At 44.0% G+C, this 12419-nt stretch carries 12 protein-coding genes; 7 read left to right on the plus strand and 5 right to left on the minus strand.

Going from position 1 to position 12419, the window contains the following annotated elements; translation table 11 throughout:
* Positions 1 to 25 precede the first annotated feature (25 nt).
* The 3 genes from V6984_RS02040 to V6984_RS02050 are packed head-to-tail and all read left to right on the plus strand — an operon-like array spanning position 26 to position 2915.
* A complete protein-coding gene (locus V6984_RS02040) occupies positions 26 to 442 on the plus strand; it encodes a secondary thiamine-phosphate synthase enzyme YjbQ (protein WP_342758154.1) in 417 nt (138 codons plus the stop codon).
* An 18-nt stretch (positions 443 to 460) separates the two neighbouring features.
* A complete protein-coding gene (locus V6984_RS02045) occupies positions 461 to 865 on the plus strand; it encodes a secondary thiamine-phosphate synthase enzyme YjbQ (protein ID WP_342758155.1) in 405 nt (134 codons plus the stop codon).
* A gap of 10 nt (positions 866 to 875) precedes the next feature.
* Positions 876 to 2915, plus strand: coding sequence for a glycoside hydrolase family 31 protein (locus V6984_RS02050; RefSeq protein WP_342758156.1), 2040 nt, complete (start codon positions 876 to 878; stop codon positions 2913 to 2915).
* A gap of 86 nt (positions 2916 to 3001) precedes the next feature.
* On the opposite strand, the gene V6984_RS02055 is transcribed toward V6984_RS02050, so the two are convergent.
* The 3 genes from V6984_RS02055 to V6984_RS02065 are packed head-to-tail and all read right to left on the minus strand — an operon-like array spanning position 3002 to position 5106.
* On the minus strand, positions 3002 to 4189 hold the full coding sequence (locus V6984_RS02055; RefSeq protein ID WP_342758157.1) for a DUF4097 family beta strand repeat-containing protein: 1188 nt from the start codon (positions 4187 to 4189) through the stop codon (positions 3002 to 3004).
* Positions 4173 to 4772: a DUF1700 domain-containing protein gene (locus V6984_RS02060; RefSeq protein WP_342758158.1), complete on the minus strand. Its 600-nt coding sequence runs from the start codon at positions 4770 to 4772 to the stop codon at positions 4173 to 4175. The genes V6984_RS02055 and V6984_RS02060 overlap by 17 nt, the downstream gene beginning before the upstream one ends.
* On the minus strand, positions 4765 to 5106 hold the full coding sequence (locus V6984_RS02065; protein WP_342758159.1) for a PadR family transcriptional regulator: 342 nt from the start codon (positions 5104 to 5106) through the stop codon (positions 4765 to 4767). The genes V6984_RS02060 and V6984_RS02065 overlap by 8 nt, the downstream gene beginning before the upstream one ends.
* A 341-nt stretch (positions 5107 to 5447) precedes the next feature.
* Between V6984_RS02065 and V6984_RS02070 the strand changes: the two genes are divergently transcribed.
* The 4 genes from V6984_RS02070 (at position 5448) to spoVT (ending at position 9904) form a co-directional block, all read left to right on the plus strand.
* Positions 5448 to 6671, plus strand: coding sequence for a transposase (locus tag V6984_RS02070; protein ID WP_342756217.1), 1224 nt, complete (start codon positions 5448 to 5450; stop codon positions 6669 to 6671).
* Positions 6672 to 7041: 370 nt separating this feature from the next.
* Positions 7042 to 7398 carry an arsenate reductase family protein gene (locus V6984_RS02075; RefSeq protein WP_342758160.1) on the plus strand — a complete coding sequence of 119 codons (357 nt, stop codon included), beginning with the start codon at positions 7042 to 7044 and terminating at the stop codon, positions 7396 to 7398.
* Positions 7399 to 7521: 123 nt separating this feature from the next.
* Positions 7522 to 9246, plus strand: coding sequence for a methyl-accepting chemotaxis protein (locus V6984_RS02080; RefSeq protein WP_342758161.1), 1725 nt, complete (start codon positions 7522 to 7524; stop codon positions 9244 to 9246).
* A gap of 112 nt (positions 9247 to 9358) precedes the next feature.
* Positions 9359 to 9904, plus strand: a complete 546-nt coding sequence (gene spoVT, locus V6984_RS02085; RefSeq protein WP_342758162.1) for a stage V sporulation protein T — start codon at positions 9359 to 9361, stop codon at positions 9902 to 9904.
* A gap of 138 nt (positions 9905 to 10042) precedes the next feature.
* On the opposite strand, the gene V6984_RS02090 is transcribed toward spoVT, so the two are convergent.
* Together V6984_RS02090 and V6984_RS02095 are read right to left on the minus strand one after the other, a co-directional pair.
* Complete coding sequence (locus tag V6984_RS02090) at positions 10043 to 10924, minus strand: DegV family protein (protein WP_342758163.1); 882 nt, start codon at positions 10922 to 10924, stop codon at positions 10043 to 10045.
* Between the two features lie 34 nt (positions 10925 to 10958).
* Entirely contained in the window at positions 10959 to 12413 is a 1455-nt protein-coding gene (locus V6984_RS02095; protein ID WP_342758164.1) for a nicotinate phosphoribosyltransferase, read from the minus strand.
* Positions 12414 to 12419: the final 6 nt, after the last annotated feature.

Here is a 12419-nt window from a genome sequence, read left to right on the forward strand (position 1 = left end):
TCACCACCGTAGGGAGGATATGGATATGAAATCTTTTAGAAAAGAGCTGCATTTTAATTTTCCTTCGAGGAGAGGACTTCAGAATATTACGGGAGAGGTGCAGCGGGCAATCGATGAAAGCGGGATTAAGGAAGGACTTGTGCTGGTAAATGCCATGAATATTACTGCGAGCGTGTTCATCAATGACGACGAAAGCGGACTGCATCACGACTATGAGGTATGGCTCGAGAAGCTGGCACCGGAGAAGCCTTACGGCCAATATAATCACAATGGTTATGAGGACAATGCGGATGCCCATTTGAAGCGCACGATCATGGGACGCGAGACAGTATGTGCCATTACTGGAGGGAAGCTCGATTTCGGTACGTGGGAACAGATTTTTTATTTTGAATTCGATGGGAAACGGAACAAGCGGGTGCTTATTAAGGTTATTGGTGAATAGTGAAAGCAGGAGGCATGTATGGGAAAGATATATGAGATTCCGGTGCGGACAAGTGCACATACGCAGATGATAGATATCACCGGAGAGGTGAAGAAACTTGTGGCCGGAAGCGGGGTAAAGAGCGGCATATGTATGATTTATGTACCCCACACTACAGCGGCGGTCACAATTAATGAAAATGCCGATCCGGACGTGGTGCGGGACTTTACTATGGAAATCGATAAGATCGTTCCCTGGGAGGATGGATATCGTCACATGGAAGGGAATTCGGCAGCCCATTTGAAAGCCAGCATGATGGGATTTTCGGAGTTAGTAATAATAGAGAACGGTAATCTTCTTCTGGGAACGTGGCAGGGAATTTATTTCCTGGAATATGACGGAGCAAGAAACAGAAAAGTGTATGTGAAATTAATGGAAGGATAATATTGCACAAATGACAGATAAGTTTATTTTCGGAAGACCATTGGATACGGAGGCGGTAATACTTGGCGGTCTGGAACCGGCCGATGCCGCCCTTTTAGAAAAGTTTTTTCACATGAGTGAAAAGGAAATTGAAGGCGGAGAAGGCCTTCTTTTTACTTGCAAAATGGAGAGAGAGGACATCGTCTACGGTCTGGGAGAAAATGTCAGGGGAATCAATAAGCGGGGATGGATATATGAAAGCAAATGCAGCGATGATCCGTTCCATAGGGAGGATACGCGCTCGCTCTATGGAGCCCATAACTTTCTTATTGTGGCCGGAGGGCGAAAAAGCTTCGGGGTATTTGTGGATCATCCGGGCAAGATAGTCTTTGATGTGGGCTATACGAAGCTGGAAGAGCTTGTGATTTCCATTCCTGATAAGAATGTTTGTCTTTATATCATAGAAGCAGGTTCGCCGGAAGAAATTGTAAAGGAATTCCGAGAGCTGGTGGGAAGCAGCTACATTCCTCCCAAGTGGGCATTCGGTTATGGACAAAGCCGCTGGAGCTATATGACGGAGGATGAGGTACGCGAGGTGGCGGCCCGGCATAGGGAAAACGGTATTCCGCTGGATAGCATTTACCTGGATATAGACTACATGGAGCGTTATAAGGATTTCACGGTAAACGAGGAAAGATTCCCGGATCTTCAGGGTTTAGTGGAGGAAATGAAAGCTCAGGGTATCCATCTCGTTCCGATTATCGACGCCGGAGTGAAAATTGAGGAAGGTTATGAGGTATATGAGGAAGGTGTGGAGAAGGGATATTTCTGCAGGACGCAGGACGGCAGAAACTTTGTGGCGGGAGTATGGCCCGGAAGGGTGCATTTTCCGGATATGTTAAAGGAGGATGCACGCAGATGGTTCGGCGGAAAGTACAAGTTTCTTCTGGATAAGGGGATCGACGGCTTTTGGAACGATATGAACGAACCGGCGATTTTCTATTCGGAAGAGCGTTTGCAGGAAGTATTCGAAGAGATTGAGGAGTATAAGAATAAGAATCTGGATATTCAATCCTTCTTCGCGTTTAAGGATATTGTCGCCGGACTTAATAACAATGAGAACGACTATACGCGTTTTTACCATGAATATCACGGCGAAAAGATTCGTCACGATAGGGTGCACAATTTATATGGCTTCAATATGACAAAGGCGGCGGGGGAAGCCTTCGAAGAGCTGTGTCCTGATAAAAGGATTCTGATGTATTCCCGTTCTTCCTATATCGGCATGCACCGTTACGGAGGAATATGGATGGGAGACAATCTTTCCTGGTGGTCGCACCTGCTTCTGAACATTCGTATGCTGCCCTCCTTAAATATGTGCGGATTCCTTTATACCGGCGCGGATATTGGAGGCTTCGGTGCGGATACCACAGAGGATTTGATGCTTAGATGGCTGGAATTCGGTATTTTTACACCTTTGATGCGGAATCATTCCGCGATGGGAACGAGACGGCAGGAAATATATCGTTTTGAAAATACGGAAGCCTTTCGAAATATTATCGGACTTCGTTATGGATTTCTTCCCTATATTTACAGTGAATTTATGAAAGCATCTTTGTCGGACGGCATGTACTGCAAGCCGTTATCCTTTGTTTATCCTCAGGATGAACAGGCGAAACGGGTGGAGGATCAGCTGATGATCGGAGAGAGTGTGATGATCGCTCCGGTTTATGAGCAGAATGCTGACGGCAGATATGTGTATTTGCCAGAGAGCATGAAAATGGTTCGGTTTAGGTCGCTGAGGGACAGAGAGGAAATTGTCCTTGAAAAGGGGCATCATTATATAGATGTGGCTTTGGAAGAAGTCGTACTGTTTATCCGCAGGAACCATATTCTTCCGGTTGCGGAAGAAGGCGGTCAATGTGTGGAGGAGGTCGACTTTAAGAATTTGACGCTGCTCAGCTTTGCGGATGAGGAGACGCAATATATCTATTATGATGACGACGGCTACGGGAAGGACTATAAAAATACCGGAAATTACACGGTTCTTAAGGTAAGTCCGGAGAAATAGAAATAAGCTGCGGTACTTGTATATGATAAGTACCGCAGCTTTTTTTATGATTATCTACTGGATCTATAAGCTTGCGGGTTTACAGATTATAAGCCGCTTATGTCGATATTACCGGACCCGCAGGAGACTTTGATATTCTTTTGCAAGTCCGGAGAGGAAAGCGGTTTATACTTTGCGCCCATATCCTGCTCTTCGATTTTAATGGTGCCGTATTCTGTAAATAAATCATAGGAATAGTCGGCAGCAGGGGAGGAGAAGCGCAGGGAAACGTTTCCATATTCATTATCTGCTGTTAAGATATGGAAGGCAGCATCCTTCATGTATAGAGATCCGGATCCCATCGTAATATCCGTATTTCCGGATATGGTAATCCGCTCCGCGTTGTTTTCGCCGTATTCGATATCTGCAATGAAATTGTTTGCCGTTATATCCGCTATGGTAAGGTCACCCGTATTTATTTTTACGGAGAGAGAATCGGTATCTATGGAGCTTAACTGTAGGTCACCGTAATCGATCACTGTTTCAAAGATACCGGAAGCGATATTCTTTATATTCAGGCTGCCGGTATTTACTTTCATGGTAATGGCAGAAGCGTCGATGGCGCTTAGCGCTGCGTCTCCGTAATCAGTGGTTACTGTCAGGGTATCTGTAGTTATATTGTCCATATTCAAATCGCCGGTGTTTATGTTCAGCCCGATGACAGGAGCACTGACATCGGTCAGGCTTACATCACCGTAATCCATATATAAGGAAACGGAAGAAGCATTTAAAGCCGAAAGATTAGTGTTTCCACAGTCATTGCTGATCGAAACATTGCTCAATTCGGTGTTGTCTGGAATATAAACGGTAATGGATTCGTTTTCCCGTACGTTGCTGCTTCGAATACCTGAGAAGCCGATAAACATGTAGTTGGAGGAAGAGGCTGTATTACTCGCTTGATCTACATACAGCGTACCGTCTTTTATTTCATAGGACAAAGGATGATTCGCGGCCGTTTTATAAGAAATCTTGAAGTGATCGGATTCTTTGATTTCTACATTGGCATAGGAAGCGCTCATATCAATACTTTGAAAAGCGTCCAGTTCGCTATCTATTGTCTCCAAAATGTCAGTTTCCTTCAGCTTTGTCTGGTTCCAGGTATATACCTGGAAGCCATCCCGGTTTATGCCGATACCGATAACGCTTTCGCCGAGAAAAAAGCCTGTAAAATATAAAATGATGCCCAGACCGATAAAAGCAGCACATACAGCAAGAAATTTATTTGTTTTGCTCATTTTTTCTTCCTCCTTTTTCAATGAGATGTCCGAAGAAACGTACCATGCCGGTAAGGAACCATTGGCAGAAGCGTATCATGCCGAAGGTCAGCAGCATGCCGATTCCCATAGAGACAAGGCCGGCTCCCAGGCAGCTGAGGAAGGCAGGGAAATTGACGGTGATCACGGTGAATCCGGCGACGATGCAAAAAGGGCCGGAAATGGTAAGCACGATGCCTGCAAAGATAAAGCACACTATGATTGCCAGTATACAAAAAACAAAGGCGATGATCATTACGGCGAAGGCCAGAGCCAGAGGAAGAGCCAGAGGTGCCGCACATACGGCGAGGACACCCACCCAAACGGCATTTAAGCCTCTTTTTACGTCCTTGACCGGAGCTGATGCGTTTTTGCGAACGATTTCGGCTATGATTTGTTCTGCTGCGAATTCCGGTGTGCCCAGATTCTCAATTACCTGAGCCTCCTCTTCGGCGCCTGCATCGGAAAAATATTCTTCAAAATAATCCACGGCCCTTTCAAAGTCCTCTTTTGGAAGACGACGCAATTGTTTCCTTAAGGACTGCATGTATTCCACTTTATTCATTTTTGTTTCCTCCCTCTTGGAAAGTCTTTTTCTCATTTATGATTTCTTCTATGGCGGCAATATGTTGCTGCCACTCGTTTTTCAGGTATTGCCATTGGTTTTCTCCTGCCTCGGTTATACGGTAATATTTGCGGTTGCGGCCCTGGAAGGGCTGGTCATAGGTAATGACGAAATCGTTGTCAGAAAGGCGGCGGAGGATGGGGTAAAGCGTAGAATCCTTCATATTTGATACGCTTTTTAGTTGCTGACTGATCTGGTAACCGTAGCTGTCTTGCTGCCGGACGATAGAGAGGAGGAGAAAGTCCAGCAAGGGGGAGCTGATCGGGTATATCATATGAACTCCTTTCTTCGGTATGGATTTTAGATATGCACTCGAAATTGCAAAGGTGCTGGAAAAAGCCAAGACTGATAACTTTATTTTTTGTATATGTAATTATTATGCATATTATATATTGTATAATATATATTGTCAATATATATACAACTTGAGTTTTCGTAGTTTTATCCACAAACCCCTTGTTTCACTAGTAATGCAATGAACAACTTTCAGAAAATGCCCAAAATATAAGGAATCACCAGTCCTTTTGTAGTAGAATTAAGTTGCGAAACAAAATCTACACTAAACAATAAAGAAAGGGATTCCTCATGCTTAATTCTACTACAAAAACCTACACTTTGAAACGTGAAATTTTATCTTTTTCAAACAAAATATCCCGTAAGCTTTCCAAACCGGACAAAAAGTTTACTTCGGACATGACCTATGGCATGTTAGCTTCTGGTAGTTGTCTTCTGACTGATATTGCAGATCAACTTCACGAAGACTCTAAAAAGGTCAACAGTGTTGAGCGCCTTACCAGACATTTAAATAAAGGGACTTCCAAACAAGCCTTACTTTCTTATCTTCAAACTGTTCGTAAATGGGTGCCCGATGATCCGGTAATCCATATCGATGACAGTGACGTCATCAAGCCTGACGGATATAAGTTTGAGGCTCTTGGTATGGTAAGGGATGGTTCCAAAAGTACTAAAACAAAAAATGTCTACGAGAAAGGCTACCATGTAACAGAGGCCTGTGTCATGACAAAAGACAATCATCCTGTCAGCATTTACTCCAAAATCCATTCTTCAAAAGAAAAGACCTTCACCTCTGTCAATAGCGTTACCTTCGATGCCATGGAGCGTGGAAAAGCAATGTTTGGAAAAGCTACTTTTGTTATGGACCGGGGCTATGATGATAATAAGATGTTCCTTAAGCTTGATGAATTAAAACAGGACTATGTGATTCGGCTTACTGCTAAAAGAAAGCTCCTTTTCCATAACAAATGGGTAGCTGCCACAGAACTTCGAAATCGTCGGAAAGGTAAAATCACGACACCTGTATTCTATAAAGGTAAAAAACGGGAGGCTTATCTATCCCATGTGAAGGTTCAGATCACCGCATCCAGAAAAGACATTTTTCTGGTTCTTGTCTATGGCATCACAGAGTATCCGATGATGCTCGCAACGAACAAAGAATTAAAATCCAGAGATGATGTAATCCGGATTGCAAGACTTTATTTCTCCCGCTGGCGCATCGAGGAATATTTCCGCTGCAAGAAACAGGTCTTCCAGTTCGAAAACTTCCGAGTTCGGAAACTGAAAGCAATCAATGCTCTAAATTTTTACATTACCATGTGTATGGCATTTCTTGCGCTGGTTTCAATGAAAGCAGAAACAAATGCCCTAAAAGTTTCAATCATACAGACAGCAGCTCCTATAAAGGAAAAAGTTCAATTCTGCTATTACCGATTAGCGAAAGGTATCTCTGGTATACTGTCGTATGCAAAAGAAGGTGTCAGGCTTTGGTTCAGAACAAAACGTCCTGCATACCGTCAACTTTGCTTTAAGCTGATCGCATAAATAGATAACATAATATTTCTCCCAAAGTCCGGTTCCCACGGGGCTTGTTTCGGTGACTCTATTCGAAGTATTGTCCTTTTATTTTTCAAAAAAAAGACAGATTGGTACTTTAGGAGAAGTTATATTTTTTAAAAATTACATTTTACGGAAACTCAAGATATACAAATAAAAATCATTCAAAAATATGATTATAGAACTTATAAATTAGAGGATGTTGAATTTGGAATACAACGTAGAATGAGATGTTGTTTAAAAGCTGTAATTATGTGATAATATTACCATCGATTGACAAGGTCTTACACGCCCTAATCATATTATAGAAGAAAATCGAAGTAAATTTATAAACTAAAATTTAGAAAAGAGGTATGTTATGAAGGTCCTATTTGTAGAATATCCGAAATGCAGCACTTGCAAAAAGGCGGGAGAGTGGCTGAAGGCGCATGAAATTGCTTACATAGACAGGCATATTAAGGAGGATAATCCTACTGCGGCGGAATTGAAGGAGTGGCATGAGAGAAGCGGAAAGGATATAAAGAGCTTTTTTAATACGAGCGGGATTTTGTATAAGGAAATGCAGTTGAAGGATAAGCTTCCAGGTATGACCCTGGAAGAGAAATATGCTCTTCTTTCTACGGACGGAATGCTCGTGAAGAGGCCGGTCGTAGTAGGTGAAGACTTTGTTCTGGTGGGCTTTAAGGAAGCGGAGTGGATGGATAAGCTGGGATAAAAACGGATATAAGAATAAACGGGAATAACGGATACTTTTTCACAAACCTTTCATGAAGGTATCATATTTCTTTCACAAAAAAGTGATTAAATAAGATACAAATTATACGAAGGAGAACAATTTATGCGAAAGAGTATAGGCGTTAAAATTCTCGGTTTAGTAGGCATATTGCTGCTTACGGGTCTGGCGGGCAGCATTACCAGTACATTTTTAATTAGGAATATGAACGAAAAGGCGCAAATCATCGCCAATGATAATATGGATGCGGTTACGCTGCTTTTCAATACGGCGAGAAGCGTGGAGAGGGTACAGAAGTTCGTTAACAGCTCGTCCGAGGACAGCAATAGCGAAGCGGAGGCGGCGGCGACGGCGTTTGCGGAGCTGGAGGAAGTGCTGTCCGTATTTGATAATGAGGAGATCATGTCTGCTCTTCATATTTACCAGGAGGCGTATACGGCATATGTGCAGGCGGCCAGCCAGATGGGAAGGATGATGCCTGATACGGCGCAGCAGGAGGCGGGCGATGCATTAGGCGGTATGGAGGATATGGCGGCTCAGAATACGGAAATGGACGAAGCGGCAATACAGCTGGACAATGCCTATGGAGATTTGTATACATTGATTCGTACGGAGGTGGTGGCAGCTTCGGATATGCTCAATGCGCAATATCAGTTTTCCACTGTGCTCAATTATGGCATTATTGCTTTTATTCTTCTTCTGGGGGCAGTCATCGTCGTCGTTACACTGATAGCGATTATAAGGCCTATTAAGTCGGCAAACAGTCAATTAAATGAAATAATTTCAGAAATAGATGAAGGAAAAGGCGATTTAACGAAGCGGCTGGTTACCCGCAATAGAGATGAAATAGGAAGCTTAGTATTTGGAATTAATGCGTTTTTGGACAAACTGGAATCTATTATGCAGAAAATCCAGTTGAAATCCGTATCTCTCGGTGAATCGGTGGAAATCGTTTTGGATCAGGTCTCAGAGTCCGAACAGAGCGTGAACGATTTTTCAGCAACGATGCAGCAGCTCGCGGCAGGAATGGAGGAAGTATCGGCCACCTCGGCACAGCTTGGCAGCGGCGTAAATCAAATTTTTGATGCCATTAAATATATGAATATTCAGGTAAAAGATGGGAAAAACTTGTCTCAGGATATAGAAATCCGTTCCAGGGAATTCAGTGAGAGCGCGGAGAATTCCAAGCAAAGCACCAATGACATCGTAACCGAACTGAAGGAGGGACTAAGCACTTCTATCGAGAAGAGCAAGTCTGTCATAAAGATTCAGGAGCTGACGAATGAAATTCTCAATATTTCTTCTCAGACAAACCTGCTTGCATTAAATGCATCCATAGAGGCGGCGAGAGCCGGCGATGTGGGAAAAGGATTCGCGGTGGTTGCGGATGAAATCAGAAGTCTTGCTGAAAACAGCAGAAGTACTGCGAATAATATCCAGAACATCAGCAATCTGGTCACCGAAAGCGTAGAGAAGCTGGCCGACAATTCCAAGAGGATGCTGGACTATGTAGATACGAGTATTCTTACGGATTACGATAATTTCGTAAGGATATTGGAGAAATACAGCGTGGATTCCAAGCGGCTGAACGAGATTATGGAGGAGTTTTTTAGCAGCGCCTCCGGTTTGGAAACGACTATGGGCGAGATGAACAATGGAATCAGCGAAATCACCAGTACCATTGACGAAAGTGCAAAGGGAATTACCGATACCGCAGCGCTGACCAGCGATTTGGTATCTTCTATTACATTGATAACGGATAAGACGAAAGAGAGTAAAATCGTCGGAGAAGAATTACAGTCTGAAGTGCGTGTTTTTGAAAAAATTTAGGTATAATAATCCACCATTTACAAATACTAGCAACACATCGCTGTAGATTCTCGAGATAGAGAAGGATGACAGCGAAAAGACTGAAATATTTCGAAAATGGAGGAAACAGAATATGAAAGCAACTGGGATAGTCCGCAGAATTGACGACTTAGGCCGTATTGTAATACCCAAGGAAATCAGGCGCACATTGCGCATAAGGGAGAGCGATCCGCTCGAAATATTTACGGACAGAGAAGGAGAAATTATTTTAAAGAAATATTCGCCTATAGGAGAAATGAGTACCTTTGCCAAACAATATGCAGAGAGTCTTGCTCAGGTTTCGGGGCATATCGCGTTAATCGCCGACAGAGATCAGATTATCGCAGTGTCCGGCGGATATAAGAATCTGCTTGGGAAAACCTTGAGCAGAGAGCTGGAAGAAAAAATAAATAATAGGGAAACGGTACTGGCGTCAAAGGGTGACCGCAATTTCATCCCGATATCCAGCGACAGCGGAGAAGAATTTTTTCATGAAGCAATCAGCCCCATTATATGCGAAGGAGACGTAATCGGAGCGGTAATTCTCGTAGAAAACGATGAAAAAGCGAAACTGGGAGAGGTTGAGCAGAAGCTCATCCTGTCTGCATCGGGTTTTCTGGGAAGGCAGATGGAGCAATAAATTTAGCGGGAAACGAGGCGCTGCTTCACAAAAATGATACAGTCCATGTCCCGATAGAGCATGTACTGTTGAATACACAAAAAGGCGCCCGGCCAAAAGCCGCGCGCCGAAGGTTCCTTATCAAGATCAGGTTCCCTATTACAAATAGTCTTTGTATTTATCGTCCGAAGCGTCGAAAAAGCAAATGCCCACAATACCGCGTCCGGTATGTGCACCAATGGCGCAGCCGACGATGGAAATCAGTTTGTCCATTGGCTGTGATAACTCTTCGAACAGACCGAGAACAAAGGAAAGGGCCTCTTCATCCTCGCCATGGCAGAATGCTATGGTTTGGGTGGAAAGGTCATATGCATTATCCTTTACATATTCTACTAACGTTCTCAAAGATTTCTTATGGCCCCGGACCGTCTTAAGGACTTGAAGGCTTCCGGTCTTATCCACGATGAGAATAGGCTTCATGTCCAACGTTTCCGCGATCGTACCTTTGAATTTGGAAAGGCGTCCTCCCTTAATGAGGTAGGCGAGCGTATGGACGGTAAAGACATGATGTATATGGGATATGAAGTAGTCGGCGGCTTCGATAAGAATTTCTTTCGGAGCATTGTTTTCCAGCATGGTTATCAGCTTGGATACCAGCAGCCCGAAGCCGATAGAAGCGCATTTGGAATCGATAATTGTCAGATCGAAATCAGGATATTTCTCCAAAACACTCGTTTTTGCGATATTTGCGGCATTGAAGGTGCCTGCGATACCGGTGGAAAAGCAAAGATAAATGATGCTGTCTCCGGCTTTCGCATAAGGAAGGAAGGCTTCCTCGAACATGGCGGGGTTAATATGGTAGGTTCGTACATCCCGTTTCGTATCGTCCAGTATATTATAGAATTCAGCAGTCTGAATAGTCTTGCCATCCAGATAGTCCACCTCGTCGATAACGACAGGAGTAGGGATAACATGTAATTTATGCTCCTCCACGTACCGCTTCGGCAAATCCGAAGCGGAGTCAGTAATTATTCTAAGCATGTGAATTCCTCGCTTTCTGTTACAAATTGACGTGCTATGATTGACTCATACGGTCGAGCAAATCAATCTTGATATCGTATAGCTTTTTGGATAAATCTACATATACCTTATGCGGATTGATAAGACGCCTTGTCTCATCCCATAAAGTATCTAATTCTGTCTGGCAGTATGCCCGGATATCCATAACCTTAGGAGATTCATAACGGCACTTGCCATTCAGAAAGACAGGAACCATAATTTCCCTCAGCGTATAGCTTCCGCCGGATAGCCTGGTCTTTTTCCAAGGTTCCAAAGGATCGAAAAGAAGAAGGGATTCCTCTTCGTCAAAGCTCTCCTCTACGAGACAGATTAAATCGGCCTTAATTTTTCCGGAATCCTTTTCGTAAACGCGGTAAATTTTTTTATTTCCCGGATTTGTTACTTTTTCGGTATTTTCGGACAGCTTGATTTTGGGAATGAAGGTCCCATCCTTGTCCTTGATAGCCGATAATTTATATACGCCGCCGAAAGCAGGGCAGTCCTTGGAAGTAATGAGGCTGGTTCCTACGCCCCATGAGGTAATTGAAGCGCCCTGGACCTTAAGGCTGTCGATCAGGAACTCGTCCAAATCGTTGGAAGCGGAGATGACCGCATCGGGGAAACCGGCTTCATCCAGCATCTTGCGGGCTTTCTTGGAAAGGTATGCGAGGTCCCCGCTGTCTAATCGGATTCCGTAGTAGGAAAGGGGAACCCCGGCCTTGCGCATCTCCTTGAACACACGGATGGCATTGGGAACGCCGGATTTTAAAGTATCATAAGTATCCACAAGCAGGATACAAGCGGAAGGATACATTTCAGCATAAGTCTTGAAAGCGGTGTATTCGTCGGGAAAGCTCATGATCCAGCTATGAGCATGAGTCCCTTTTACGGGAACGTCGAAGAGCTGTCCGCAGAGAACGTTAGAGGTACCCGTACAGCCGCCGATCATAGCAGCCCTCGCGCCGTAGACTCCTGCGTCCGGTCCCTGTGCACGGCGAAGACCGAATTCCATGATTCCGTCGCCTCTGGCCGCATAGCATACTCTGGCGGCTTTGGTAGCGATAAGGCTTTGGTGATTTATGATATTTAAGATAGCCGTCTCTACAAGCTGTGCCTGCATGATCGGTGCGATTACCTTTACCAAAGGCTCTCTTGGGAAAATAACGGTTCCCTCGGGAATTGCATAAATATCTCCTGTGAATCTAAAATCCTTCAGATAATCGAGAAAGTCCTGCTGGAAAATTCCAAGCCCTGCCAGATAGCCGATGTCCTCCTGAGAAAAACGAAGTTCCTTAATATATTTAATTACCTGCTCCAAGCCAGCCATCACCGCGTAGCCGCCGTCGCTGGGATTGGAACGGTAAAAAACGTCAAAGATTACGGTTTCGTTTTGGCTTTTGTTTTTGAAATAGCCCTGCATCATAGTGAGTTCGTAAAGGTCTGTGAGCAAGGTCAGATTTTGTCTGTCCATTCTGCC

The organism is Kineothrix sp. IPX-CK, from assembly GCF_039134705.1.
GTDB lineage: Bacteria > Bacillota > Clostridia > Lachnospirales > Lachnospiraceae > Kineothrix > Kineothrix sedimenti.

What these genes read in the sequence shown, in the direction of transcription:
- V6984_RS02095 (WP_342758164.1), bottom strand. Translation starts at nt 12,413, where the DNA reads ATGGACAGACAAAATCTGACCTTGCTCACAGACCTTTACGAACTCACT.
- V6984_RS02060 (WP_342758158.1), bottom strand. Translation starts at nt 4,772, where the DNA reads ATGAATAAAGTGGAATACATGCAGTCCTTAAGGAAACAATTGCGTCGT.
- spoVT (WP_342758162.1), top strand. Translation starts at nt 9,359, where the DNA reads ATGAAAGCAACTGGGATAGTCCGCAGAATTGACGACTTAGGCCGTATT.
- V6984_RS02055 (WP_342758157.1), bottom strand. Translation starts at nt 4,189, where the DNA reads ATGAGCAAAACAAATAAATTTCTTGCTGTATGTGCTGCTTTTATCGGT.
- V6984_RS02045 (WP_342758155.1), top strand. Translation starts at nt 461, where the DNA reads ATGGGAAAGATATATGAGATTCCGGTGCGGACAAGTGCACATACGCAG.
- V6984_RS02050 (WP_342758156.1), top strand. Translation starts at nt 876, where the DNA reads ATGACAGATAAGTTTATTTTCGGAAGACCATTGGATACGGAGGCGGTA.
- V6984_RS02040 (WP_342758154.1), top strand. Translation starts at nt 26, where the DNA reads ATGAAATCTTTTAGAAAAGAGCTGCATTTTAATTTTCCTTCGAGGAGA.
- V6984_RS02080 (WP_342758161.1), top strand. Translation starts at nt 7,522, where the DNA reads ATGCGAAAGAGTATAGGCGTTAAAATTCTCGGTTTAGTAGGCATATTG.
- V6984_RS02075 (WP_342758160.1), top strand. Translation starts at nt 7,042, where the DNA reads ATGAAGGTCCTATTTGTAGAATATCCGAAATGCAGCACTTGCAAAAAG.
- V6984_RS02065 (WP_342758159.1), bottom strand. Translation starts at nt 5,106, where the DNA reads ATGATATACCCGATCAGCTCCCCCTTGCTGGACTTTCTCCTCCTCTCT.
- V6984_RS02090 (WP_342758163.1), bottom strand. Translation starts at nt 10,924, where the DNA reads ATGCTTAGAATAATTACTGACTCCGCTTCGGATTTGCCGAAGCGGTAC.